Source organism: Micromonospora sp. NPDC049257, from assembly GCF_040678915.1.
Taxonomy (GTDB): domain Bacteria; phylum Actinomycetota; class Actinomycetes; order Mycobacteriales; family Micromonosporaceae; genus Micromonospora; species Micromonospora antibiotica.
Window position 1 is genome coordinate 74,746 of record NZ_JBFAQU010000015.1, and the last position, 26,047, is coordinate 100,792.

22 protein-coding genes are annotated in these 26,047 nt (G+C 71.0%); 16 read left to right on the forward strand and 6 right to left on the reverse strand.

All coding sequences use genetic code 11. The features are described from left to right. The first annotated feature begins 354 nt into the window (after positions 1–354). The 7 genes from AB0K25_RS21405 to AB0K25_RS21435 all read left to right on the forward strand — a co-directional run bounded on the left by AB0K25_RS21405 (position 355) and on the right by AB0K25_RS21435 (position 8,845). Positions 355–1,740, forward strand: coding sequence for an extracellular solute-binding protein (locus AB0K25_RS21405; RefSeq protein ID WP_308290677.1), 1,386 nt, complete (start codon positions 355–357; stop codon positions 1,738–1,740). After that, positions 1,737–2,690: a sugar ABC transporter permease gene (locus AB0K25_RS21410; RefSeq protein WP_219460363.1), complete on the forward strand. Its 954-nt coding sequence runs from the start codon at positions 1,737–1,739 to the stop codon at positions 2,688–2,690. The genes AB0K25_RS21405 and AB0K25_RS21410 overlap by 4 nt, the downstream gene beginning before the upstream one ends. After that, positions 2,690–3,607: a carbohydrate ABC transporter permease gene (locus AB0K25_RS21415; RefSeq protein WP_219460361.1), complete on the forward strand. Its 918-nt coding sequence runs from the start codon at positions 2,690–2,692 to the stop codon at positions 3,605–3,607. Before AB0K25_RS21410 ends, AB0K25_RS21415 begins: the two co-directional genes overlap by 1 nt. Further along, entirely contained in the window at positions 3,607–4,674 is a 1,068-nt protein-coding gene (locus tag AB0K25_RS21420) for an ATP-binding cassette domain-containing protein (protein WP_219460358.1), read from the forward strand. The genes AB0K25_RS21415 and AB0K25_RS21420 overlap by 1 nt, the downstream gene beginning before the upstream one ends. Then, positions 4,674–5,750 (forward strand): ABC transporter ATP-binding protein, encoded by a 1,077-nt coding sequence (locus AB0K25_RS21425; protein ID WP_208570269.1) that lies wholly within the window; start codon positions 4,674–4,676, stop codon positions 5,748–5,750. The genes AB0K25_RS21420 and AB0K25_RS21425 overlap by 1 nt, the downstream gene beginning before the upstream one ends. Before the next feature lie 230 nt (positions 5,751–5,980). Beyond that, entirely contained in the window at positions 5,981–7,441 is a 1,461-nt protein-coding gene (locus AB0K25_RS21430) for an NAD-dependent succinate-semialdehyde dehydrogenase (protein ID WP_357537287.1), read from the forward strand. 195 nt (positions 7,442–7,636) lie between these two features. Beyond that, positions 7,637–8,845, forward strand: coding sequence for an iron-containing alcohol dehydrogenase (locus tag AB0K25_RS21435; protein WP_357537289.1), 1,209 nt, complete (start codon positions 7,637–7,639; stop codon positions 8,843–8,845). A 142-nt stretch (positions 8,846–8,987) separates the two neighbouring features. On the opposite strand, the gene AB0K25_RS21440 is transcribed toward AB0K25_RS21435, so the two are convergent. Next, positions 8,988–9,764, reverse strand: a complete 777-nt coding sequence (locus AB0K25_RS21440; RefSeq protein WP_219460346.1) for a maleylpyruvate isomerase family mycothiol-dependent enzyme — start codon at positions 9,762–9,764, stop codon at positions 8,988–8,990. A 487-nt stretch (positions 9,765–10,251) separates the two neighbouring features. Here AB0K25_RS21440 and AB0K25_RS21445 point away from each other — a divergent pair, with 487 nt between their 5' ends. Further along, a complete protein-coding gene (locus AB0K25_RS21445) occupies positions 10,252–10,866 on the forward strand; it encodes a DUF1062 domain-containing protein (RefSeq protein WP_219460343.1) in 615 nt (204 codons plus the stop codon). Positions 10,867–11,074: 208 nt separating this feature from the next. Here the strand turns inward: AB0K25_RS21445 and AB0K25_RS21450 are convergent, their stop codons facing one another. Continuing rightward, positions 11,075–12,085 (reverse strand): LacI family DNA-binding transcriptional regulator, encoded by a 1,011-nt coding sequence (locus AB0K25_RS21450; protein ID WP_219460339.1) that lies wholly within the window; start codon positions 12,083–12,085, stop codon positions 11,075–11,077. Between the two features lie 361 nt (positions 12,086–12,446). Between AB0K25_RS21450 and AB0K25_RS21455 the strand changes: the two genes are divergently transcribed. Then, entirely contained in the window at positions 12,447–14,801 is a 2,355-nt protein-coding gene (locus AB0K25_RS21455) for an AbfB domain-containing protein (protein WP_357537292.1), read from the forward strand. A 63-nt stretch (positions 14,802–14,864) separates the two neighbouring features. Here AB0K25_RS21455 and AB0K25_RS21460 read toward each other — a convergent pair whose 3' ends face one another. Together AB0K25_RS21460 and AB0K25_RS21465 are read right to left on the reverse strand one after the other, a co-directional pair. Next, entirely contained in the window at positions 14,865–16,082 is a 1,218-nt protein-coding gene (locus AB0K25_RS21460; RefSeq protein ID WP_363822223.1) for a chitosanase, read from the reverse strand. A gap of 406 nt (positions 16,083–16,488) precedes the next feature. After that, a complete protein-coding gene (locus AB0K25_RS21465) occupies positions 16,489–17,895 on the reverse strand; it encodes an NAD(P)/FAD-dependent oxidoreductase (protein WP_219460326.1) in 1,407 nt (468 codons plus the stop codon). A 382-nt stretch (positions 17,896–18,277) separates the two neighbouring features. Between AB0K25_RS21465 and AB0K25_RS21470 the strand changes: the two genes are divergently transcribed. From AB0K25_RS21470 to AB0K25_RS21485, 4 genes are all read left to right on the forward strand, one after another. Next, positions 18,278–19,390 carry an IPT/TIG domain-containing protein gene (locus AB0K25_RS21470; protein WP_363822226.1) on the forward strand — a complete coding sequence of 371 codons (1,113 nt, stop codon included), beginning with the start codon at positions 18,278–18,280 and terminating at the stop codon, positions 19,388–19,390. 59 nt (positions 19,391–19,449) lie between these two features. After that, positions 19,450–19,563 carry an LPXTG cell wall anchor domain-containing protein gene (locus AB0K25_RS21475; protein WP_219460315.1) on the forward strand — a complete coding sequence of 38 codons (114 nt, stop codon included), beginning with the start codon at positions 19,450–19,452 and terminating at the stop codon, positions 19,561–19,563. A gap of 85 nt (positions 19,564–19,648) precedes the next feature. Then, entirely contained in the window at positions 19,649–19,861 is a 213-nt protein-coding gene (locus AB0K25_RS21480) for a hypothetical protein (protein WP_363822229.1), read from the forward strand. A 4-nt stretch (positions 19,862–19,865) separates the two neighbouring features. Further along, positions 19,866–20,432, forward strand: coding sequence for a hypothetical protein (locus tag AB0K25_RS21485; RefSeq protein ID WP_363822232.1), 567 nt, complete (start codon positions 19,866–19,868; stop codon positions 20,430–20,432). A 46-nt stretch (positions 20,433–20,478) separates the two neighbouring features. Here the strand turns inward: AB0K25_RS21485 and AB0K25_RS21490 are convergent, their stop codons facing one another. Then, on the reverse strand, positions 20,479–21,111 hold the full coding sequence (locus AB0K25_RS21490) for a TetR/AcrR family transcriptional regulator (RefSeq protein ID WP_219460308.1): 633 nt from the start codon (positions 21,109–21,111) through the stop codon (positions 20,479–20,481). An 84-nt stretch (positions 21,112–21,195) separates the two neighbouring features. Here AB0K25_RS21490 and AB0K25_RS21495 point away from each other — a divergent pair, with 84 nt between their 5' ends. The 3 genes from AB0K25_RS21495 (at position 21,196) to AB0K25_RS21505 (ending at position 25,324) form a co-directional block, all read left to right on the forward strand. Continuing rightward, on the forward strand, positions 21,196–21,816 hold the full coding sequence (locus AB0K25_RS21495) for a CatB-related O-acetyltransferase (RefSeq protein WP_255597984.1): 621 nt from the start codon (positions 21,196–21,198) through the stop codon (positions 21,814–21,816). A gap of 201 nt (positions 21,817–22,017) precedes the next feature. Then, positions 22,018–22,479, forward strand: coding sequence for a hypothetical protein (locus tag AB0K25_RS21500; protein ID WP_219460302.1), 462 nt, complete (start codon positions 22,018–22,020; stop codon positions 22,477–22,479). Between the two features lie 91 nt (positions 22,480–22,570). Next, positions 22,571–25,324 carry a tetratricopeptide repeat protein gene (locus AB0K25_RS21505; RefSeq protein WP_363822236.1) on the forward strand — a complete coding sequence of 918 codons (2,754 nt, stop codon included), beginning with the start codon at positions 22,571–22,573 and terminating at the stop codon, positions 25,322–25,324. Positions 25,325–25,427: 103 nt separating this feature from the next. Here AB0K25_RS21505 and AB0K25_RS21510 read toward each other — a convergent pair whose 3' ends face one another. Further along, positions 25,428–26,015 (reverse strand): XRE family transcriptional regulator, encoded by a 588-nt coding sequence (locus tag AB0K25_RS21510; protein WP_219460297.1) that lies wholly within the window; start codon positions 26,013–26,015, stop codon positions 25,428–25,430. Positions 26,016–26,047 lie beyond the last annotated feature (32 nt).

The window sequence follows — 26,047 nt, forward strand, 5'->3', positions numbered from 1 at the left end:
TAGGAAACGTGACGGACGCCCGTCATCCTGCACCGTCGCCGTAACGCCTGCCATCGCTCCACTCGATCATCTGGAGCTCCCATGAGCATGCTCGACGTCCTGCCCGCTTCGTCACCGGGCCACCGATGGGCCGACGTACCCCTTCTCGACAGCTGACGACCGGCACGTCGCGGCGGTCCGTGACCACCGTCCACGGGTCGACCATCGCGCCGGCCCGGCACCACGCCTGAACGACCCGGCACCTGCTCGGCGAGGCACCTAGCGAGGCTCTAGAAGTCCCCACCACCCCAGAAAGCAGGAACCCTCATGCGGCATCCGAAGCGAGTTGGACGAACATCCGTTTCCGGCCGAAAGGTGCGGCTGGCGACGGCGGCCATGCTCCTGCTGGCCACGACCCTGGCCGCCTGCGGCGACGGCCAGGACGACGGTACGAAGACGAGCGCCCCGAAGGCACCGGCGACCATCCCGGAACTCACCAAGGACCCGCTGACCCTCAGCTTCATCTGGTTCGACTGGCCCCCCGCCCACGCCCTGGAGGACTTCGCCAACGCGGAGTACAAGAAGGAACGGCCGAACGCCACCATCAAGGTCAACACCGTGCCGAACGCGAACTGGCACGACGCGATGTTCACCCAGTTCGCCGCGCGCAAGACCGACTTCGACATCGCGATCCTGGACTCGCAGCACATCGGCGAGGCCGTGACGAACGGCAACATCCTCGACCTCACCGACTTCGTCAAGAAGAACATCGACGTCGACGCCTACAACCCGTACCTGCTCGCGGCGTACGGCCAGTTCCCGCAGGCCGAGACCGGCAAGCGCGACGAGAACGCCAGCCTGTACGGGCTGCCGCTGCTCGGCGACACCTGGACGATGATCTACCGCAAGGACCTGATCGGCGACAAGCCCCCGCAGACCTGGGACGAGATGATCTCGGTCGCCGCGAAGTGCCAGGCGGACAACCCGGGCGTCAGCGGGCTGGCCTTCCACCAGGCCAACGGCTCCGACGCGGCAGCCGTCACCTACAACACGGTCAACGGCGTCTACGGCGGCAACCTCTGGAACGCCAAGGACCGCAAGATCGACGGCGTCCTCAACGACACGGCGGGCCACGAGGCGATGGACGTCCTGGTCAACAAGATGAAGCCGCTGACCGCCAAGGGCTCCGGCAACTGGTTCATCGACGAGGTTAACGCCGCGGTCGCCCAGGGCAAGGCGTGCATCGCGTTCAACTGGATCGCCGCCAGCGGCGGCCTGCTCGACCCGAAGCAGTCGACGCTCGGCACCAGCCGGGAGCAGATCCTCGGCAAGCTGGGGTTCGCCACCCTGCCCACCCAGAAGACGAACCTGGTCCCGCTCGGCGGGATGGGGATGCACGTGTCGGCCTACTCCCCCTCGGCGCAGCAGGCCGAGGCGCTGAACTTCATGCGGTGGTTCGAGCAGGCCGACGTGCAGAAGAAGTGGGCCGCGGCCGGTGGCGTGCCCGCGCGTACGGATGCCCTGCAGTCACCCGAGTTCCTCAACGCCGGGCCGTTCAACCAGGTGTACGCCGACTCGGTGCCGCGGATGCGGGACATGTGGAACGTGCCCGAGTACGCGCGGCTGGTCGACATCGAGAACACCGGCGTCAACGCGGCCCTCAACGGTGCGAAGAACCCGAAGGCCGCGCTCGACGACATCGCCCGGGAGCAGCAGGGCGTGCTCGACTCCAGCAACCGCAAGGGCGGCGGCGGGCTGTGAAAGACCCCGTCCCGCTGACGACCGACCGCCCCGGGCAGGTGGTGTCCGCGACGCCACCTGCACCGGGCCGGTCCCGCCGCCGGCTCAGCGACCGTGGCCTCGCCGTGGTCTTCGTCTCCCCCGCGCTGCTGCTGTTGCTCGGCATGTCGGTGTTCCCGCTGCTGTGGGCGTTGTACCTGTCGTTCACCGACTACTCGGCCACCCGGGGCGGGCCCGCCCGGTTCGTCGGGTTCGGCAACTACACCGCCATCCTGACCTCGGCGCAGGTCCACCAGCGGGCCCTGACCACGCTGATCTACGTGGTCGGCGCGGTCACCCTGCAGACCGTGCTCGGCTTCTCCATCGCCTACCTGATCTCCCGCCGTACGCACGGGCGCGGAGTGCTGACCACCCTGTTCCTGGTGCCGATGATGTTGTCGCCGGTCGTGGTCGGGCTGTTCTGGCGGTTCATGCTCGACGCGCAGTTCGGCGTGGTCAACAGCATGCTCGGCTCACTGGGTCTGGGGCAGGTGGAGTGGCTCACCCGGCAGCGCACCGCACTGGTCTCCCTGATCGTCGTCGACACCTGGCAGTGGACGCCGTTCATCATGCTCATCGCGCTCGCCGGCCTCACCGCCGTCCCGAAGTACCTGTACGAGGCCGCCTCGATCGACCGGGCGTCCGAGTGGTTCCGGTTCCGCACCATCACCCTTCCGCTGGTCTGGCCACTGCTGCTCATCGCCGTGCTGTTCCGGGCCATCGAGGCGTTCCGGCTGTTCGACCTCGTCTACATCCTCACCAGCGGAGGACCGGGGGTCTCCACCGAGACGCTGTCGTTCCACGTCTACAAGGTCGCGTTCCTGGGCTTCAACACCGGCACCGCCTCGGCGTACGGCATCCTCATGGTCCTCGTCGTCATCGTCCTGACGCAGCTCTACCTGCGCTACCTGAACAAGCTCAAGGAGGGCTGATGGCCGTCTCCGTCGACGAGGCCGTGTCCGCGGGCCCGACCCCGGACCGCCCGCCCCCCGCACGCCGGGTACGCCGTCGGGGCCGTGGCCGGTCGGTGCTGGAGGTCGTGCTGCTGACCGTGCTGGCCGTCGTGATGCTCTTCCCGGTGCTCTGGATGATCGAGACGTCCATCAAGGAGAACCGGGACGTCTACGCCGTGCCGGCCGAGTTCTTCGGCTTCACGGTCACCCTCGACCACTTCCGGGACGTCTTCGTCGGCGCCGACGGTGGACGCTCGGCACTGTCCGTGGCGTTCCTCAATTCCGTGGTGGTCGCCGGGGTGTCCACGGTGCTGGCCACCGTGCTGGGGGTGCCGGCGGCCTGGGCCTACTCCCGCTTCACCCTGAAGGCCAAGAAGGACCAGCTGTTCTTCATCCTGTCCACCCGCTTCATGCCGCCGGTGGTGGTCGTGGTGCCGATCTTCCTCATGTACCGCCAGGTCGGACTCATCGACAGCAAGCTCGGTCTGATCCTCATCTACGCCGCCTTCAACGTCCCGTTCACGATCTGGATGATGAAGGGATTCGTCGACGAGGTGCCCGCCGAGTACGAGGACGCCGCCATGCTCGACGGCTACAGCCGCCTGCAGGCGTTCGGGAAGTTCACCCTGCCCCTGCTCGTGCCCGGCATCGCCGCGACGGCGGTCTTTGCGCTCATCTTCTCGTGGAACGAGTTCGTGTTCGCCATCTTCCTCACCTCCAGCGACGACGTACGGACGGCACCACCGGCCATCGCCGGCCTGATCGGCGGCACCACCGTGGACTGGGGTCTGGTGGCCGCCGCCTCGGTGGTGTTCGCCCTGCCGGTGCTCGTCTTCGCCTACCTGGTCCGCCGGCACCTCGTCGCCGGTGTGACCCTCGGGGCGGTGCGACGCTGATGGCGGGCATCGAGGTGAGCGCCCTGCACAAGCGCTACCCGGACGGCACGGTCGCCGTCGAGCACGTCGACCTGTCCATCGGCGACGGCGAGCTGTTCGTGATGCTCGGCCCGTCGGGGTGCGGCAAGACCACCACGCTGCGGGCCGTCGCCGGTTTGGAGCGGCAGACCAGCGGCGACATCCGCATCGGCGACACGCTGGTCAACGACCTGCCGCCGGCCGAACGCGACATCGCCATGGTGTTCCAGTTCTACGCGCTGTACCCGCACCTGAAGACCCGCGACAACCTGGCGTTCCCGCTGCGGGCCGAGGGACTGCCCAAGCACGAGGTGCAGGCGCGGGTCGAGGAGGCGGCCCGGCTGATGCGGCTCGGTCCGCTGCTGGACCGGCGGCCCCGTCAGCTCTCCGGCGGAGAGCAGCAGCGGGTCGCGCTCGCCCGCGCCCTGGTGCGCCGGCCGCGCGCCTTCCTGATGGACGAACCCCTCACCAACCTGGACGCCGAGTTGCGGGCGGACATGCGCACCGAGATCAAGCACCTGCAGGGGGAGCTGGGGGCGACGATGGTCTACGTCACCCACGACCAGGTCGAGGCGATGTCGCTCGGTCACCGCATCGCCATCCTCAACAAGGGCCGTGTCGAGCAGATAGGCACCCCGCTCGAGGTGTACGACCGGCCGGCGAGCCTGTTCTGCGCGGCGTTCATCGGCTCCCCACCGATGAACCTCATCGAGGTGGAGGTGGCCGACGGGAAGCTGCGCGGTCAGGGCGGACTGGTCCTCACGCCACCGCCCGGCCTGCCCCGCGACCGCCCACTGGTCGCCGGGGTCCGGCCGGAGGCGCTGGAGGTCACCGCGCCGGGGGCGGACCGGTCGGTTCCGGCCCGCGTGGTGTCGGCGGAGTGGCTGGGCGACGAGATCATCTACGTGGTCGACCACAGCGGCGGACGCGACGTCCGGGTCCGGATGCCACCGACGGTCCGGTTCGCCGCCGACGCCCAGGTCGGGCTGCGGCACACCGGCGGGACACCGGCGGTCTACGACGTACGCACGGAAGAGCTGGTGGCCTGATGGGAACCGTTGCGGTACAGGGGCTGTGCAAGTCCTTCGGTAAGGTCCAGGCCCTGGACGGGGTGACGCTGGACGTGCCGGACGGCGCGTTCTTCGTGGTGCTCGGGCCCTCCGGGGCGGGCAAGACGACGACCCTGCGGGCGATCGCCGGCCTCGACCGGCTCGACGCCGGGACGGTGCACCTGGACGGCAGGGACGCGACCACCGACGCCCCGGCCGCCCGTGATCTCGCGATGGTCTTCCAGAACTACGCCCTCTACCCGCGACACACGGTGTACGAGAACATCGCATCACCGTTGCGGGCCCGGCGCCGTCCGTCGGGCGAGATCTCCGCCGCCGTCGAGCGGATGTCGGACCTGCTGCACATCGGGCGTCTGCTGAACCGTCGTCCCGCGCAGTTGTCCGGCGGTGAGATGCAGCGGGTCGCGTTGGCCCGGGCGCTGGTGCGCAGCCCCCGTGCGTTCCTCATGGACGAGCCGCTGACCAATCTCGACCTCAAGCTCCGCGTCGAGATGCGTACCGAGCTCACCCGCATCCACCGCAGCCTCGGGGCGACCTTCGTCTACGTGACCAACGACCAGGTCGAGGCGCTGTCCATGGCCGATCAGGTCGCGGTCCTCAAGGAGGGGAAGGTGCAACAGGTAGGCACCCCGACCGAGGTGTACGAGCGTCCCGCCAACCAGTGGGTCGCGGGATTCGTCGGGAGCCCGCCGATCAGCCTGCTCCCCTGCCACGCCGAGGGGGACCGCCTGGTCGGTGCGGCAGGCTGGACGCTGCCGCGGCCCCGCTGGGCCGCCGCGCAGGACGGCCGCCCGCTGCTGCTGGGTCTGCGTGCGGAGGACCTGTCCGTCGAGCGGCGCGCTAGCGCCACGTTGCCGGGAGAGCTCTACGGGCTGGAGCCGCTCGGCGACCGGACGGTGGTCGACGTCCGGGTCGGTGCGCAGATCCTCAAGGTCAAGTCCCGACCCACCATCACCGGTACGCCTGGCGAACAGGTGCTCGTCGCGGTCGACCTGGACCGGGCGCACCTGTTCGACGCGGGAACCGGGCTGTCGCTGTCCGAGGCCGGGCGGTAGCCACGTCGGGGGGCACCGGCACCAGGCACCGCCACGTACCCCGCGGCGCGTCACCGGTGAGCACGACCTGACGACCAGCGCCCGCGAGGGCGGTCGGTGGTGCGGGCGGCACCGCAGACGAAGCCATCTTCGAACCGCGCCCCGCCGGGGGCGGGTGACCCGTCCGACTGCGCGCGGCGCGATCGCCGGGCAACCCGGACAGCACCACGACGAGCACAGGAGGCGACGCAATGAGTGACCCGATGGACGTCCTGGCCCCCGAGCACCGGCGGCTGCGGATCGGCGACGCCTGGCGCGACGCCGCGGGCGGCGTCACCTTCGCCGTCGAGGACCCGGCCACCGGCAGGACCATCGCCGAGGTGGCGGACGCCGACGTCGCCGACGGGCTGGCCGCCCTGGACGCGGCGAGCGGGGCGGCGGCGCAGTGGGCGGCGACCCCGCCACGGAAACGGTCGGAGTTGTTGACCGCGACGTACCGGGTGCTGACCGAACGGTCCGAGGAGGTGGCCCGGCTGATCACGCTGGAGATGGGCAAGCCGCTCGCCGAGGCCCGGGCGGAGGTGGCCTACGGCGCCGGGTTCTTCCGGTGGTTCGCCGAGGAGGCGGTACGGGTCGAGGGGCGTTACAGCACCGCCCCTGCTGGTGGATACCGCATCCTCACCGTGCCGAAGCCGGTCGGACCGTGCGTCTTCGTGACGCCGTGGAACTTTCCGCTGGCCATGGGTGCCCGCAAGATCGCCCCTGCGTTGGCCGCAGGCTGCACGACGATCACCAAGCCGGCCGCCCAGACACCGCTGACCATGCTGTTGCTGGCCCGCATCATGGCGGAGGTCGGCGTACCCCCGGGGGTCGTCAACGTGGTCACCACCAGGCGTTCCGGCGCGGTGGTCTCCGCGCTGCTGGCCGACGCCCGGACCCGCAAGCTGTCGTTCACCGGCTCGACCGAGGTCGGGCGGGTGCTGCTCCGGCAGGCCGCGGACAACGTGCTGCGTACCTCGATGGAACTGGGCGGCAACGCGGCCCTGATCGTGTGTGCCGACGCCGACCTGGACGTCGCGCTGGACGGTGCCATGGTGGCCAAGATGCGCAACATCGGGGAGTCGTGCGTCGCGGCCAACCGGATCTACGTCGAGGAGCCGGTACGCGAGGAGTTCACGGCGCGTTTCGTCGAGCGGATGGGTGCGCTGTCGGTGGGCCCCGGTCTCGACGACGGTGTGGACGTCGGTGCGTTGATCGACGATGCCTCGGTCACCCGGATCGACGAGCTGGTCACCGACGCGGTCGATCGCGGCGCCCGGGTCCTGGTGGGTGGTGAGCGTCCGGCCGGGCCGGGGCACTTCTATCCGCCCACGGTCCTCGTCGACGTGCCGGGGGAGGCGCGGATGCTGGGGGAGGAGATCTTCGGCCCGGTGGCGCCGATCATCTCGTTCACGTCCGACGACGAGGTGCTGGCGAGGGCCAACGACACCGAGCACGGCCTCGTCGGGTACGTCTTCACCCGTGACCTGCGGCGGGCGCTCCGGTTCGCCGAGGGGCTGGAAACCGGGATGGTCGGCATCAACCGTGGCCTGATCTCGGACCCGTCGGCCCCGTTCGGTGGCGTGAAGCAGTCCGGGATCGGCAAGGAGGGGTCGCACGAGGGCATCCTGGAGTACCTCGACCTCACCTACGCGGCGATCGACCTCCCGTGACCGGCCTCCCGCCCCGGGCATCCACCGGAGATCGTCGCGTCCGGTGCCCGTCCGCCCTGCCCGGTCCCCGCCCGGGAGGCGTCCGGGCCGCTCAGGCCGCCCGGGCGGCCGACCTCACCGACGCCGTCGGGGTCCCGCAGGTGACCTGGCGGTCCGCCCAGCACATCGCCGCCGATGTTCCGGAGAGGCACCGACATGCTTGAGACCGTCCGCGGACCGCGCCAGTTGATAGTCGGCGAAGGGGTCGCGCAGAACATCCCCCGGGTGGTGGCCGAGAGTGGCTCGCGGGTCCTCATCGTGACCGACCGGATCCTGCTGGGGCAGCCGGGGGTGGCCGGGATCGTGGCCGCCGTACGGGAGCGGGTCGAGGTCGTCGAGGTGTTCTCCGACGCGACCCCGGACGTACCACTCACCGATGTCGACCTGGCGGTCTCGGCCGCCGCCGCGGTGGACGCCGACGTGATCCTCGCCGTCGGGGGTGGCACGGTGATCGACCTCGCCAAGATCGTCGGGGTCATCCGGCGGCACGGTGGGACGCCGCGCGACTTCTACGGCGAGGCGCGGGTGCCGGGGCCGACGATTCCGCTGGTCGCGGTCCCCACGACGTCGGGGACCGGCTCCGAGCTGACCCCCGTCTCGGTGCTGACCGACCCGGACCGTGCGCTGAAGGTGGGGGTCTCCAGCGTCCACATCGTGCCCGACTTCGCCATCGTCGACCCCGAACTCACCTACACCTGCCCGGCGACCGTCACCGCACACTCGGGCATCGACGCGTTCTGCCACGCGGTGGAGAGCTACACGGCGCGGCCCCGGGCCCACGGACCGCGCGATCCGGTGGAGCAGGTGTTCCTCGGTCGCAACCCGGTCACCGACCACTACGCGCTCCGGGCCGCCGAGCGGATCGCCCGGAGCCTGCGTCGTGCCGTCAGGGACGGCGGCGACACCGACGCGCGGGCGGACATGTCCTACGGGTCGGTGCTCGCCGGGCTCGCCTTCTCCCACGCGGGCAACGCGGCCCCGCACGCGCTCCAGTACCCCATCGGCGCGGCCACGCACACGCCGCACGGTCTGGGTGTCGGACTGTTGCTGCCCTACGCGCTGCGTGCGGCCAGAAACGCTGTCGGCGACCGGTTGGCCGTCCTCGCCGGGGTGTGCGGGCTCGACGTCGCCGACGCCTCGGATGCCGAGGCCGCAGACACGTTCCTCAGCTGGCTCGACGGGCTCCTTGCCGACATCGGCATCCCGCCCACCCTGGCCGACATCGGGGTGGCCCGCGCCGATCTTCCCCGCTTCGCGGAGATGGCAGGTGGCGTCACCCGCCTGATCCAGAACCACCCGGGCCCGACCGACACCGCGAGCCTGACCGCGATCCTGCAGGCGGCCTGGGCCGGGGACCGGGCCTGACCCGGCGCCGGTGCTGCGTGGGCGGCGGCCCCCGTCGGGGAGGTCGTCGCGGCGCGGCCCCGTCCGCTGTCCGGGCAGGGCCGGCAGGGTCCACCGCCGTGCGCCGAGGCCGGCGCACGGCGGGTGGGTCCGTCGTCGCGTGCTACTCCTCCGGCTCCCAGGCGATCAACTGGTCGAAGACACGCCGGTCGCCGTCGACCCGCAGCGAATCCATCGTAATCCGGCCGTAGCAGAACATGACCAGCTCATGGGCCGTGCCCCGGGCGGAGACGTAGGCCATCTGCGGGTCCTCGACGGCGACCGGCGTGGGGAGGCGGGCGGTCCGGGCGCCGTCGGCGGAGAACCAGGTTCGCCATGACCGGCCCTCGGTGGCGTGGTAGTCGACGACCGCGGGCTGGTGCGGCCAGGCGATGGTCGTCGCGACGCAGGTGGTCAGGAACTCGTCGACACCGTCGAGGGCCACCTCGTCCGGCAGCGGCTGCGGGGTGCCCACGGCGGCCTGGGCGTCGTAGGTGTGCACGGCGACCTGCTGGAGTTGGTGCCGGGCGACGGCACCGGTCGTCTGCGGCGACTGCGACGGACCCCACCACGTCCAGCAACCGCGGTCCGGGCCGGCATCGCGCAGCGCGTCGAGCAGTTGCTCCGTCGACGCGGCGAACCAGTCCAGCAGAGCGTCGCGCTCCCGGGGAACCACCGGGGCGGACATCGCCGGTGGAGCGTCGGCGGGGCCGGCGGCCACGATGGCGGCCCACCTGCGTCGCCCTTCGCCCAGGTGCTGCACCAGGTCGAACAGCGTCCACTCCGGGCAGGTCGGTACCCGCACGTCGAGGCTGGGTGCCGTCGCGACCGCCGCCCGGAACGCGCATGATCGTTCGTCCATCAGGCGCAACAGGTCAGCGAACTCCAGAGTCTCTTCCACGGCAGCTTTCTACTAGCTCCCGGCCACAACCGACAGGGGATTTCGTCTTCCGGGCGGCGGGGTCGCACGGAAAACCGGTTGTCCCTCGTCGCGCGGGTTGACCATGCTGACGCGCATGGGTCGGTGACCAGTGGCGCACGTGCGCGATGACGACGGGTTCGAGTCAGCTCCCCGTCTCATTCGTCGTGCCACTCGAAGCCCGCACCGGGTGACCGGTGCGGGCTTCCTTCACGCGACGTGATCTGCGACGTCGCGCCAGCCGGCATGCTCCCCGCCGAGATGCCGGCTGCCCGCCACCGGATCCGGGATGCACCCCCGGCGTGCCATCGCACCCCCGGGCGTCTCCTGCCTAGACCCTGGAATCGCCGAAGTCATGAACAGTTCCCGCCATCTCCGCGTGCCGGCCCACGGCCATGGGCCCGGCATCGACCGCAAAGCGCTGTGGGTGGTCAGCGAGCTCGGACTACCCACCATCGTCAGGTCCTGCGTGTCGTGCAGGTCCACCCGGCACCACCCCACCGGCAAGGTCCGGGTCAACGCCAACCACAAGCTGCTCGACGTGTGGTTGTTGATCTGCTGCGACCGGTGCGGTCGCACGTCGAAGATTCCCGTCCACGAACGCGTCAACGTGCGGGCGCTGGACAACGATCGGCTGCGGCTGTTCGAGAACAACGATCCGGCCGTGGTGCGACAGTTGACCATGGACGCGACACTCGCCCATCGGGCCGGCCACCAGCTCGACTGGACCGGCACCTGGCAGCTGGACACCGACCTGCCGTTCTACGACCTCCAGGATGCGGACGCCGCGCCACTGGAGGTCGTCGTCAGGTTCGAGCTGCCGGCGCCCGTCCGGATCGAGAAGCTGCTCACCGCCGGGTTCGGCCTGAGTCGTCCCGCCCTGCGGGGCATGGTGGACTCCGGGCGCATCCGCCTGCCCCTGCCCGTCGGAGCCAGGGCCCGCGAGGATTTCACCTTCCTGGTCGTCGCCCCGCCCCGGTCACCCGGGGCTGTCGGTGCACGTCCCGGCGGGGGTGCGTCGGTCGGAGGCGGTGGTGGCCGGCGCGGCTCCCGCCCGGCGGTCTCGGCGTCGGACGGGGGCTGACCCCCGCGCGGGGCTGGCCCAGACGTCGTCGTCCGGGCCGGCCCCGCGCGGGGGTCGGACCGTGACGACCCGGTTGTCCACGAGGGAGGTGAACGTCGACTCGGGGGTGATCAGGCCCCACTTCACCAGCCACCGGTAGGTCCGCTCGAACTCGGCCTCGGGGTAGGGCTCCGGGGTCGACGTGGCGCACCCCGGAAGGGACGACCGGTCAGCGCACCGGCCCGGTGCTCTCCCGCGTGACGAGGTGGAAGGAGGGCTGCACGTGCATCGGCGGACCCCCCTCCCCCTCGATGCGGGACACCAACCGGCGCACCGCCGACCGGCCGATCGCGCGTTTGTCCGGGGCGACGGTGGTCAGGGTGGGATTGCTGAAGCGTCCCTCCTCGATGTCGTCGATGCCGGCCACCGCCACGTCGTCGGGCACTCCCGCCCCGGACCGGGTGAGCGTTCGCAGGGCGCCGATGGCGGTCAGGTCGTTGTAGGCGAGCACGGCATCGGGAGGATGGTCCAGGCTCAGCAGGTGGCGCATCGCGTGCTCGCCGTCCGCCCGGCCGAACTGCTCCGTGGGTACGACGAGACCGGGGTCGAACGGGATCCCGGCCGCGTCGAGCGCCTCCCGGTAGCCACGGATGCGCAGGTGCGCGGACTGCCGGTCGCCCCCCGGCGGTGCGCCGACGAACGCGATCCGCCGACGGCCCAGCGCGACCAGGTGCGCGGTCGCCGTCCGGCTCGCCGCGACGTTGTCGATCGCGACGTGGTCGTACGGCACGTCGTAGACCCCCTCCCCGATCAGGACCAACGGCATCCGGGCCCGCCGGGCCAGCACCTCCTCCCGACCGATCGCCACCGGACTGAGGATGAGACCGTCGATGAGGTGCCGCTGCGCCCCCTCCAGGAGGGCCAGCTCGGCACCGCGCTCGGCGGCGGTGTTCTCCATCAGCAGCGTGTACCCGAGTCCGGCGGCCTCGCGGATGGCCACGTCCGCCAGTTCGGCGAAGTACGGATTGGTCAGCTCGGGAACGGCAAGCGCGATCAACCCGGTACGGCCACGGCGCAGGTGCCGGGCGCTCAGGTTGGGGGTGTAGCCCAGTTCGTCGATGGCCCGCTGCACCCGTTGCCGGGTGCCCTCCCCCACCGGCCGGTAGCCGTTGACCACGTTGGAGACGGTGGCGAGGGAGACTCCCGCCCGCTCGGCGATGTCCTTCAGGCTGACACCCATCTGCCGTCCCCGCCTCCTGCGCCGTCGACCGGTTGCCGGCACCGCCGCCACGCAGCCGCCGCAGCGACGCCGACGTCCACCGGGCACAGCGCGGCGGTGCGGAGATGAGGCTACCGATCCGGGTGGCGGACGCGCGGGCGGCAACGCATCGACGGATGGGGATTGACGTGTTGTCCGTCGGGGATCTATAACGTTATACACACCGCCCGGAAGTTCTGCCGACTGCCACCTGCCGCCCGGGACTTCCCCCGACGTCCGCGCCCGGCCTGGGGACCGGACGTGACCTGACCGGCCGCCCGACACCCACTGCCAGCCGCCGGCGGCGCAGTTCGGCCCTGACGGCCCGTCCGATGGAGACGGCATGACACGTCCCGATCCCGTCCGCCTCGCCGCCCCCCTGCTACTCGTTCTCACCCTGATCGCCGGCCTGCTCGCCGCGCCGGCCAGCCCGGCGCGCGCCGTGCCGGCCAAGAACCCACCGCTGACCACCCCCTGGACCGCCCAGGCACTCGTCGGCACGCCACTGCCGGAGTACCCGCGACCGCAGATGACCCGGTCCGACTGGCTCAACCTCAACGGCGAATGGCAGCTACGCCAGTCCGCCACCGACGACGCCCCGGCGTTCGGCACCGAGCTGCCCGAGCGGATCAACGTGCCGTTCCCGGTGGAGAGCGCCCTGTCCGGGGTGCAGCGCGCCGCCGGCGACAACCGCAACTACCTGTTCTACCGGCGGGTGGTGACGGTGCCCGAGAGCTGGAACGGACGCCGGGTGCTGCTCCACTTCGGCGCGGTGGACTGGCAGACCACCGTCTGGGTCAACGGGGTGGCCGTCGGTGGTCACACCGGTGGCTACGACGCCTTCACCCTCGACGTCACCGCGCCGTTGCGGGGCGGCGCGAACGAGATCGTGGTGAAGGTGTGGGACCCGACGGACAGCCGGCAGAACGGCAGTCTGCCGCCGATCGGCAAGCAGACCAAGCAGCCCGGCGGGATCTTCTACACGCCCAGCTCGGGCATCTGGCAGACCGTGTGGCTGGAACCGGTGCCGACGGCCTCGATCAGCAGCGTCGACCTCACACCGAGGCTGGCCGACGACACCCTGCGCGTCCGGGTCGCCACCCGGGGGGACGTCAGTGGTCACCGTGTCCTGGCCGAAGCGCTCGACGGCACCACCGTGGTCGGCTCCGCCACCGGCGGTTTCACCGAGTTCGCGGTGCCCGTGCCGAACGCCCGCCGCTGGTCGCCCGACGACCCGTTCCTCTACCACCTGCGCATCACCCTGCGTAATGCCGCGGGCGGTGAGGTCGACCGGACCACCCACTACTTCGGGATGCGCGAGATCAGCACCGGCGTGGTCAACGGTGTCCTACGGCCCAAGCTCAACGGCCAGTTTGTCTTCCAGGCCGGCACGCTGGACCAGGGCTTCTGGCCGGACGGGCTCTACACCGCGCCCACCGACGCCGCGCTCGCCTTCGACCTGCAAAAACACAAGGACCTGGGCTTCAACATGGTGCGCAAGCACATCAAGGTCGAACCGCAGCGCTGGTTCTACCACGCCGACCGGCTCGGTCTGCTGGTGTGGCAGGACGTCCCGTCCCTGACCGCGCAGGACATCAACGCGACCGACGCGCAGCAGGCGCAGCTCGAAGCCGAGGCCCGCGAGATCGTGAACGAGCATCGCAGCTCGCCGGCCGTCGTCACCTACACCGTCTACAACGAGGGGTGGGGTGAGCGGGCGCTGGCCGACACCCGCCGGGTCGCCCAGGCCGTCAAGACCCAGGACCCGACCCGGCTGGTCAACGCGCACAGCGGCCACAACTGCTGCCAGTCGTTGGGCGATCCCGGCAACGGCGACATCGACGACTGGCACGTCTATCTGGGGCCGGGCTCACCGGTGCCGTCGGGGAGCCGGATCGCCGTGCTCGGTGAGTTCGGCGGCCTCGGCCTGCGCGCGCCCGGGCACGAGTGGAGCCCGAACGGCAGCTTCTTCGCCTACGAGTGGCAGCCGAACGCGACCGTGCTGACCGACCGCTACGTCGGCCTGGTGCAGGGCACGCAGAACCTCATGATCGGCAAGGGGCTCAGCGCCTCGGTCTACACCGAGATCACCGACCAGGAGGGTGAGCTGAACGGATTCCTCACCTACGACCGGCAGGTGGTCAAGATGGACCAGGCCCGGGTGCGGGCCGCGAACCTGGCCCTCATCGCCGCGTCGAGGACGGTCGGCAGCTCGGCACCGGTGGCGCTGCCGCTGAACACCCGCCGTTCCCTACAGGTGACGACTCCCGGGTACACCAACCGGTTCCTGCGGCACCGGGACAGCCTCGCCTACACCGAGGTCGTGGACGCCAACAGCTCGGCGGTGCTCAGGAACGACGCGACGTACACGGTCCGGGCGGGTCTGGCCGACGCGGCGTGCTATTCGTTCGAGTCGGTCAACTTCCCCGGGCAGTTCCTCCGGCACCAGGAGTCGCGCGTACGCAACTCGCCGGACGACGGCTCGGCGCTGCTGCGCGCGGATGCCACCTGGTGTGCCCGGGTCGGGGTCGGCGGGGGTGGGGTCTCGTTGGAGTCCTACAACTTCCGGGGCAGGTACCTGCGGCATTTCAACTCGGAGGTCTGGCTGAGTGACGGCACGGGCGGCTCGGCGTGGAACACACCCGTGCTGTGGGCCGCGGACAGCACCTGGAACATCGCGACACCCTGGGCACCCTGAGGGAACGGTCCAGGGCGTCGGCACCGCGCCGACGCCCTGGACCACACCGTGGCACGACACGTTTCAGCCGATGCGGTACTGGTCGCCGTAGACGGCGAAGACCAGTGGCGTGTTCAGGTCGAAGTTGCCGTTGTCGAGGAACACCCGCTGGGCCGTGTCGACGCGGGAGGTGTCCGAGTGGGCCTCCTCCTTCTTCATCTCGACGACCCGCTCGTCGAGGAACGCGTTGAGCCAGGTCCGCTCGTTGCCGCCCTGCGCCGGGGGCTTCGCCCGGGTGAGGGCGCGGCTGCGGATCTGCCGCATGCCCTCGTACCCGTGCATGACGGCCGCGTCGTAGTAGGCGAACTGGCCGAGTGCCCGGACCCCGTCGTTCTTCCCGTCGCGGACCGACGGGGTGAAGTAGACCCGGTCCCGTTCGGCCTCCTGGGCGGCGCGGAACACCGGGTCGTTGGCGGCGGTGCGCCAGTCGCGGGGGTAGTTCGGGTCGAGGCCCGCGTGCGACGCGGTGCCGTTGACGGCGCGCAGCGCCGGCAGGTAGCCGGCCAGCACGTTGCCGGGCTTGGTGTTCGTGTACGCCTGGACCAGTTCGAGCATGTCGCCGGTGCCGGAGCAGAAGCCGATGATGCCGGCGGTGTAGCCACGACCGTCGCCGATGTCCTCGATGTAGGAGAACTGGGCACGCCAGTCGAGCGAGGAGTTCTCGGCCGCCGAGACGAGCTGCATGGCGACGTCCTTCTTCGCCGGGTCGTCGAGGTTGGTGCCGGCCGGGGCGGTGGCGGTCGGGGTCGGGGTCGGGGTGCCGCCGCCGGGGAGGGTCCACTGCTGGTTGGCGGTGCCACCGCAGGTCCAGATCTGTAGTCGGGCGCCGTTCGCGGTGCTGTGGTCGGTCACGTCGAGACACTTGCCCGAGGCGGGGTTGACCAGGGCGCCGCCAGCGGCGGCGGTCCATTTCTGGGCGCCGGTGCCGTTGCAGTCGTACAGCTGGATCTTGGTGCCGTTGGTGGTCGACGCGGCGGTGACGTCGAGGCACTTGCCGAGCGCACGGATCGAGCTGTCGCTGTTGCCCACCGTCCACGTCTGGGCCGCCGTGCCGTTGCAGTCGTAGAGCTGCACGGCCGTGCCGTTGGCCGGGTTGGCACCGGCCACGTCGACGCACCTGCCGGCCAGACCGGTGATCGGGCCGGCGGCTGCGGCGCTGGCCGACGGCAGGCCGTAGCCGACCGCCGCGATGCCGGTCAGCAGGGTGCCCACCGCGTAGGCGACTGTTCTTCTGCGCACCATGGCGTTCCTCGGGGGAAGGGCGGCAGGCCGCCGGCCGGTCGGTGCCCGGACGCGACGTTCGCCCAGGCGGGCACCGCAAGAATTAGGAAACTCTATTAACAACTAGCAGTACGTCCATCGGCTGTCAAACAGGGAGGAAGACCGCACGAGTCCGCAACGCCGGCCCAACCCGGCGTCCCCCTCCCGCACGGCCCCGGGTCGCCCTGGCCGCACAGCCCCCAGGTTGCCCTGGCCGCACGACCAGGGCAACCACGGTCAGCCACGCCCCCATGACCCGGGCGCGCACAGTCGGCACGTCACGACCCGTACGACAGGCGCAGACTGCCGAGCCCGGGTCACGCGCAGCCTGCCGAGCCCGGGTCAGGCGCGGACCGTCGGGACAGGGTGGGAGCGACCGTGAGCGCCTTCAGGCAGGCGTCTCACGGACCCGCTCAAGGCCGAGGTGCGGGCTGGTGACGAGGCGGTAGTCAGCCGACTCCGCATCGGAGAGCGGGTTGCCACGGACCGGGGTGAAGTCGGGCCCGACGGAGTCCGGTGCGCGCACGGCCCGCATCTGCACCCGCACCGCTTCGTCACGCAGTTGATCGGTGATGACGCGGGTGGACGAGTTGGCCGCCTCACGCAGGTCGGACAGGCCACCGATGATCTCCGCGAAGGAACGGGACGAGACGCCTTCATCCGCCTGCACGGCCTGCTCGTCTCCGATCAACCGGTCGGACGTGAGGAAGAAGCCGTCCTTACCGAGATAGCGCTCGTACATGATGCTCACCAGCGCGAAGAGACGCATGTACGCACGACGGTAGGCAAATTCGAAGAACCTGAGGGCCTCCGCTTCACTGACCTCGCCACGGTCCATCGAAGCGACGCACGCCGCCGCGGTCAGAGCGCTGTAGAGCGCCAGATGCACGCCGGTGGACAGGAGCGGGTCCAGGAAGCATGCGGCGTCGCCCACGATCGCGTAACCCGGCCCGCAGAACTGATCCGCGATGTACGAGTAGTCGGTCTCGACCCTGGTAGTGCCCAGGAACGCCGCCCCGGCGGTCAGGTCCGCCACGGTCGGCGAGGCGGTGATCAGGTGCCGGTACAGGTCGTCCGACGACGGATGCTCGGAACGGTCACGGGCGAAGGCGTCCTTGGTGGTGACGTAACCGATACTCATCCGTCCGCCCGCCATGGGGATCACCCAGTACCAACCCTCTGGCGAGGAAATGATGTTGATTCCTCCGGTCGGCGTTTCGGGCAGCAGCCTGGCGCCGGTCCAGTAGCCCCAGATGCCGACGTTCCGCAGGTTGCTCAGCGGCTCACGGTTGCCGAAGTGACGGGTGCTGAGCAGCCCGTTACGGCCGGTGGCGTCGACCAGAAAGTCGAAATCATCCACGGTGAACGATTCACCGTGCTCCGAGGAGCACTCCACGGCCACGGGCCGGCCGTCGGCGAACCGAACTGAACGACCGGTGACGCCGGTGGTGACGGCAACCCCGTTCTGGCGGGCGTGCTCCAGCAGCAGCGTGTCGAACTCGCTGCGATCCACCTGCCACGACTGCACTCCGGACTGTTCTTGCCAGTCGAACGCCCACTGGTCGTCATCCCAGTGGATGACGCCGCCGTTCTTCTTCACGAAACCATAGTCGTCGATGACTTTCGACATGCCGATGACGTCCAGCACCACCCGGCACGACGGCGTGAGCGACTCACCCACGTGGTATCGCGGAAAGTGGGAGCTCTCGATGAGCTGCACGTCGAGTCCGGACTGGGCCATCGCTGTCGCTGCGGTGCTACCAGCCGGGCCACCGCCGATTACGAGAACCTTCATGTCACTGCCACCTCGCCGTTCTGGCCGTGTATGGGGTCGCCGACGATGCGACGACGACGTCTTTCTCCGGGAGTCGAACTGCGGCTCAGCCAGCCGCGACAGCTGGCCCGGGCGGACACCGGCGGAGCGCTTCCATTTGGTGCGACCAGGGCCGCAGCCGACATCAGGGGTGGTACCGGCCATGCAGCACAGAAGACCCCGTCCTCGCACGTCACCGATAGACGATCGTACATGAAGGTATCGACGATCGTCTTGATTCCGCGATAAACCGAGAACCGGGTTAACTCCGGTATTCCAATGCTGTGAACAAACTGCCGCCTGCCGCGGTCGACGGGGACGCGCCATCGGGTGGGGACGCGATCCCGCCCAGGTCGACCGGGGCATGACCGGGGCGGACGCACCGTGCTCAGTCGACCTGTCCGCCGAGGTGGCCGGGATAGCAGTGATCACCGCCGGCGCCACCATCGGCACCGCCACCGCGCCGGCCGCCGGGGGCACCGACACCGAGACGCTACTGGCGATCTCGATACCGGGTGCGCTCGGCGTGACCGCCAGCGGCACCGTCGAGGAGGTCACCGCCACCCGGGCGGCGGACGGCTCGTCGGCGTCCGCCAGCGTCAACGGTCTCAACCTGACCGTGCTCGGCATCGACGTGCTGGACGCCGCCGAGGTCACCGCCACCGCCGTCTGCCCGCAGATCGGCGCGACCAGTGCCGACACCACGCTCGTCGGGCTGGAACTGTTCGGCACGACGGTGACGCTGACGGCGAACACTCCCGCCGTCGTGGGCAGCGCGGCAGTGGTGGTGCCGGGGCTGCTGGGCGCGAGTCTGAACGCCTCGTTGACCCGCGTCGAGACGACCACCGCCACCGGCGCCACCGCGATCACCGTGCGGGCCGTCCTCACCCTGTCGGGCACCGTCCTCGTCGTCCCGGTCACCATCCCGGTCGGCATCGTGATCGTGGCCGAGGCCATCTGCGGGCGTCCGGCGGCGGCACCGACCACCGCGACGATCACTCCCGACGAGGGCCCGCAGTCGGGCGGCCAGACGGTGACGATCACCGGCACCGGCTTCGTCCCCGGTGACACGACAGTCATCTTCGAGGGGGTGCCCGGCACCGGGTTCACCGTCAACCCGGCCGGCACCAACCTCGTGGTGAACCCGAACGGCACCTCGCTGACCGTGGTCACCCCACCCGGTTCGCCCGGCGCGGTGGACGTCACCGTCCTGCTGCCCGGCGACGACGTCACCGCGCCTGACGGGTTCACCTACGAACCCGTCCCGCCGCGCATCGACACCGTCAGCCCCGGGCAGGGGCCGACCGGTGGCGGCACCACGGTGACGGTCGGTGGTTCCGGGTTCGTGCCGGGCGGCACCACGGTCACCATCCGCGCCACGACCATCCCGGCCAGCAGGTCACGGTGGCACCGGACGGTCGCTCGTCGACCTTCCGTACGCCGCCCTGCGCGGCCGGTGACACCACTGTCGTGGTAAGCACCGGCGGGGCACGTCCAACGGGTTTACCTTCCGTTACGTGGCGCGGATCCTTGCCGGTGACCGGTGACGCCATCGTCGCGCCGCTGACCGTCGGGGTGATGCTCGCGCTCCTGGGCATCGTCCTCCTCCTGCTGACCCGCCGCCGGCAGCGCGCCGGCCGGATCGGCTGACCGGATGCTCCCGGCCAGAGTCCGACCGGACCCTGGCCGGGACGCACGGTCGGGCAGGTGCCGTTGCGGCACTACCATGCCCCGCATGTGGTGGAAGACCGCAGCGGTGCCGACGGTGGCGTTGCCGGCCGCGTCCCTCGGCCGGACCGCGCACCGCCGCGTTCCACCGGGACCTGCAATGGGCCACGGTGGCCCGGGCAGCCCGGAGCCTGTCGTCGGACGTGTCCCCCACCGGCCGGCCAGCGCCGCCTCCGACGAGCACCTGCGCGCCGCGGTGATCCGGGCCGGGACCGTGTGACCTGATGAGTCCCGGTGGTACCGACGTGAGCCTGCTGGAGCTGGTGCTGGGGTTCGTCGTCGCGGTCGTGCTCATCACGGTGATCACGATGATCCTGCGTCGCCGTGGCGGCAGCCGGGACCTGCTGGGCTCCCAGGTACGCGAGCTGCGGGCCCGGGCCGCCGCCGCCGCGTCCCCGAGCGCGGACACCCGCCAGTGGGACGCGGCCACCCGGATCGCCGACGCCCGCAGACACGAAGCCGCCGCCCGGGCCCCCGCCGCTGACGACGTCCCGTCCGACCCGCCGACTGCTGCGGCGTCCGCCGCGGACACGGCCTCCCCCGCCACCGCGGATCGTCCGGCGGCGGACCGGCCGACTCAGGACCCCACCGCCCCGCTGTACGGGCGATCCCCGACACCCGACGCGATGGTCGACGCGTTCGCCTGGCTGCGGATCGCGGCACTCGTGGAGGCCGGGCACCGCGAGCAGGCCGTCGACCTGCTCAGCACCACGATGGCCATCTCGACCGACGAGGCGCAGCTGCTCGTCGACGGTCTGGCCGACGCCGGGGGTGAGCGTCGTCCCGACTGACCCGCGTGATCGCTGCGGGTCCGGCCCGGGTTCGATGGTGTGTGTGCTACCGGTGGGCGTAGGCGCCCGCGCGGGCGGCCGTGGCGACGCTGCGGGCGACGCGTTCGGGAAGGTCGGCGTCGCTGGCCGCCCGCAGGAGGAGGAGTTCGTGGTACAGCGGGGCGGTTGCGGCGACGAGCAGTTGACGGCTGTCGGTGCCCGCCGGGATCTCACCGCGTTCGACGGCACGCCGGGTGATGTCGGCGCAACGGTCGTAGCGGTCGACCCAGAAGGCGCGTAGGGCCTCGGCGGCCTGGTCGGACCGGAAGGACGCGCCGATGAGCGCGACGGTCACCGGGTCGGTGGTCAGTGCCGCGTACACCTCGTGGTTGGCCGCGACGAGGTCACCTTCGAGTGAGCCGGTGTCGGGTGGGCGCCAGGCGTCGACGCTCGCCTCGTTCAGGACGTCGGCCAGCAGGCCACCGACATCCCGCCAGCGTCGGTAGACCGTCGTGCGGTGGACACCCGAGCGCTCGGCCACCACGTCGATGCTCAGGGAGTCGTAGCCGTGCTGCACCAGCTGGGCGAGCGCGGCGTCGAGTACGCGGCGGCGGACCGCTGCGCTGCGTCCGCCGGGTCGGCGCGCGCGGTCGGTCACCGCCTCGTCGGGGTGATCGCTTGTCGGTCGTGGCGACGCCATGCCACGATGCTATCGCTACAGCCGTAGCCTTAACGAGCGAGGTCCGCCATGCCGCCCGACCCGACGACCCTCCACCCGGTGGCGATGCATCCCCGGGTGGTGTTCCTCAAGCCGCTGGTCACCTCCCCCAAGATCACCGTCGGGGACTACACGTACTACGACGATCCCGACGACGCTGCCGGCTTCGAGCAGCGCAACGTGCTCTACCACTTCGGACCGGAACAGCTGGTCATCGGCAGGTTCTGCGCGATAGCGGCAGGCACCCGGTTCCTGATGGCCGGGGGCGACCACCCGGTCACGGGTCCGTCGACCTTCCCGTTCACCCTCTTCGGCGGCGAATGGGCCGAGCGGACCCTCGACGTCGTGACCGCCATGCCCAGCCGGGGTGACACCGTCATCGGCAACGACGTGTGGTTCGGCTACCGGGCGACGGTCATGCCGGGCGTACGGATCGGCGACGGGGCGATCATCGCCGCCGGTGCGGTGGTCACCACCGACGTGCCGGCCTACACGATCGTCGGCGGTAACCCGGCGCGGCCGATCCGGCAGCGCTTCGACGACGACGACATCCACCGGCTGCGACGGGCCGCGTGGTGGGACTGGCCCGCCGACCTGGTCAACCGGCACTGCCGCGCCCTGATGACGGGCACACCCGCCGAGATCGAACGCATCGCCGTCGAGAACGGGTTGGCACCGGCCCGGTGAAGTCCGCCCCCTGCGGGAATGCGCCGTGGCCGACACAGCGCGGGCCTGCCGCCCATCGGCCACGAAACCGCCTTCGAGGCGGGGCTCGCCCTCATCCTCCGCGGTCTCGTCGCCGAAGCGGCGACCACCGGCCGCCGGCCGAACGTCGCCCGCCGCCCCGGCTGTGTTCCACCAGTGGCGGTGACCCTAGACAATGCAACGATGACCCGTCGTAACACGAAGATCGCCGGGTGGGCGGCCGGCACACTCTGCTCGCTGGGCCTGGTCGGCCTCGGCGTGGCGTTCGTCCGGGTCGGCGTGACGGAGGCCGACAAGTGGGCCAGCACGCTGGGGATCTTCGCCACCGTGCTGGGGTTGGCGCTGACGGCCTACACCGCGGCGGCGACCCCTAGGGCCACGCCGCAGGCCGGGGCCGGGCCGGCCGGTCGGGTCGACAACACGATCCAGGGTGGCGAGTTCACCCAGTCGGTCATCCAGGCCCGTGACCTGACGCTCGGGGTTCCGCCCGCCCCGGCATCCCGGGCGGCCGCCGACGGTGCGGTGACCAACACGATCACGGCCGGCACGTACCGCGGCCCGGTCATCCAGGCCCGTGACGTCGTCCGGCAGCCAGCCGACCCGCCGGCTGCCGACGACGGTGCCGACCCGTCCCGGGCGGGGTGACGTGAAGGGCGACAGGTTCGGACGCCGGCTCTTCGGCCGGCGGACGGACGGAGCGACCTCGAACACGATCACGGGTGGGGTGTTCCTCAACGTGGTGATTCAGGGTCACACCATCAACGTGACCCTGCCGCCGCAGGTCACCCCCGCCGGGCTCCCCCGGGCCACGAAGTCCTTCACCGGTCGGGAAACCGAGGTCGAGCTGCTGCTCAGGGAGCTGGCTCCCGGCGGGAGCACCGGAGCGGGACCGGTCTCGGCGGTGGCCGGTCTGGCCGGGGTCGGCAAGACCGAGCTGGTCGTGCAGGCCGCCACCCGGGCCCGACGACAGCCGGGGTGGTTCCCGGGCGGAGTGCTGTTCGTGGACCTGTCCGGCTACGACCCGCAACGGAGCCTGTCGCCCGGCGCGGCGCTGCTCGGCCTGCTGCAGGCACTGGGGCTGCCCGGTGAGTACATCCCCGCGGGCGAGCAGGACCGCAGTGCGTTGTTCCGCAGCGTGCTGGCCGCCTATGCCGCACAGGACCGGCGGCTGCTGCTGGTGATCGACAATGCGGCAACCGCCGCCCAGGTGACCCCGCTGCTGCCGAGCGACGACAGCACCGCCACATTGATCACCTCCCGACACACCCTGGCGGTCGGGGCCCGACTGCACGACCTCGACGTGTTGGACGTCGAGACGTCCGTTCGGCTCCTGGTCGACCAGTTGGGACAGCTGCGCGGCCCGGCCGACAGCAGGGGGCACGACGAGCCGCAGGCCGCTGCCGAGATAGCCGAACTGTGCGCGGGCCTGCCCCTGGCGCTGCACATCGCCGCCGGTCTGCTGGCCGATCCCGGCACCCGTACGCTGGCCTCCCTCGCGGGGGCGTTGCGCGCCGCACACACCCGGCTGGACCGGCTGACCCGGGAGGACCGTGCGGTGCGCGCCGCGTTCGACCTCTCCTACCGGCAGCTGAACCCCACCCAGGCCCGCCTGTTCCGACTGCTGCCGGTCAACCCCGGCCCCGAGGTCGGCACGGAGGCCGCCGCATGCCTGGTCGACACCGATGCGCAGCGGGCCGAGACGCTGCTGGCGGACCTGGCCCGGGCCCACCTCGTCGCGGCCGGCCCCAGCTGGGGGCGGTGGCGGATGCACGACCTGGTCCGCCTCTACGCCGAGGAGCAGTCGGACTCGGCTGCCGGAGCCGATGCTCCGGATGCCGCCCGTGCCCGGCTGTTCACCTACTACGTCGCGACCACCGCCGCCGCCAGTGTCCAACTGGAGCCTCCGTCGGTCGCCGCCGCGCTCGCCGCGCGCTCCGTCCCGGCGGACGCCCTGGCCCGGATCGAGACCACCTACGCCGCGGCCGGGCAGATGCAGCCGCCCCCGGTCACGGTCACCTTTTCCACGCGGGCACAGGCGTTGGCCTGGTTGGAGATCGAACGGCCCAATCTGATTGCCGTCTGTACGACCGCGGCGACGCACGGGCACCGCACGGCCAGCATCGGACTGGCGTCGCTCCTGTACACGTTCCTGTCGTTCCGTCGGTATCTGTCGGAGCTGATCACGGTCACCGACAGCTTCCGTGCCCTCTGCCGGGAGGCCGGGGACCGGCACGGCGAAGGCATGGCGCTGAGCCACCTCGGCGCGGCCCTCAACGAGGCGGGCCGGTCCGACGAGGCCGTCACCGCCCACATCCGGGCGGTCGAGCTCATCGGGGAGACCGGTGACCGGCACGACGTCGGCGTGGCGCTGAACAATCTCGGCCTGGCACTGCGGGCGGTGGAGCGGTTCGACGAGGCGATCGCCGCCCACACCCGGGCGTTGGACATCTATCGTGAGATCGACGCCCGGCACAGCGAGGGCACGGCGTTGAACAATATCGGCCAGGCGCTGCGGGCGGTGGGGCGGTTCGACGAGGCGGTCATCGCCCACACCCGGGCCGCCGGGATCTGTCGCGAGACCGGGGATCGGCAGGGTGAGGCTCTCGCCCTGAACAACCTCGGCGCGGACCTACAGGGGATGCAGCAGCACGAGCGGGCCATCGCCGTGCACACCCGAGCCGCTGACCTCTTCAGCGAGCTCGACGACCGGCACCACGAAGCTGAGGCACGGCACCATCTGGGCTCGGCGCTGCGGGCGGTGCGGCGGTTCGACGAGGCGGTCGTCGCACACACCCGGGCCGTCGAGCTCTTCCGGGACAGCGGTGACCGGGACGACGAAGGCTTGGCGTTGACCGGCCTCGGCCTGACTCTGCGCAGAGGTGGACGGTGTGCCGAGGCGGCGGCCGCCCACACCCGGGCGGCGCAGGCGTACCGCGAGGCCGGCGACCGGCGCAGCGAGGGCATCGCGCTGAGCAACCTCGGTGTGGCCCTGCAGGACGCGGAACGGTTCGACGATGCCACCGAGGCCTACGAACAGGCAGTGGAGGCGTGTCGCGAGACTGGTGACCGGCCGGGCGAGGGTGTCGCCTCGTACAACCTCGGCAACAATCTGCGGGCGGCGGGGCGGTGCGGGGACGCGGCCGTCGCCCACTCCCGGGCCGCGGGCATCTTCCGGACGGTCGGCGACCGGTACCGCGAAGGCAAAGCGCTGCTCGGCCTCTGCCTGGCCCTGCTCGACACGGGGCCGGCCGACGAGGTTCGACGCCACTATGAACGGGCGGTCGAGGTGTTTGCCGGCGTCGACGAACACGAGAGCGTCGCGCTGGTGCAGCGGTGGCTCGGCAACCTTCACCCGGGAACGATCCCGCCGGGGATCTTCCCGCCGGAGTTCCATCAGGCGGCGTTCGTCGTTCTGATGGGGCTCATGTTCGCCGATGCCCGGTCGGGCAGGTCGCTGCGGGGCGGTCCCGGCGTGCCGGACGGCAGGTAGGCGGGGTAGCCGAGCTCCTGGGCGTTTCTGCGAAGGATGCCGTGGCTGGTCGCGCCACCCTCGGCCTGGCTCGGGTGAGGTGTCTGCTCCGGAGCCGGGTCGTTCAGGTGGGCGATGTCAGGGAGGGCGACAGGTGGGCGCGTTCGCCCTGGGCGCTGAAGAGGGTGAGCAGCTCTGCGGCCTGAGCGTCGGCGCTGCCGATCTGGTGCGGGATGCGGGTGTCGAACTCTGCGGCTTCGCCGGGGCCCAGCTGGTATTCCTGGTCACCGAGGACGAGCCTGACATGTCCGTTGAGTACGTAGAACCATTCGTACCCATCGTGGGTCTGCAGTGTCGTCGTAGCCGATCTGCCGGCCGGTGGATAGATCACCTTGTAGGCCTGGATGCCTCCGGGACGTCTGGTCAGCGGCACGACGGTGAAGCCGGACCGCCGTACCGGCCGCAGGTGGATGCGTGGATCGCCGGTGGGCGGGGCCGCGACCAGTTCGTCGAGCGGGACGCCGTGCGCCCGCGCCAGCGGCAGGAGTTGCTCCAGCGTCGGGCGCAGTTTCCCGTTCTCGAGACGCGACAGCGTGCTTGCGGTCAGGCCGGTCTCTGCCGCCAGGGCGGCCAGGGAGATGTTCCGGGCCTTGCGTAGTGCGTGCAGGCGCGGGCCGACGCCCGCGAGGACGTCGTGCGACGTGACGTTCATGGATTCATGATGCGGATCCGCAACGTTTCTCG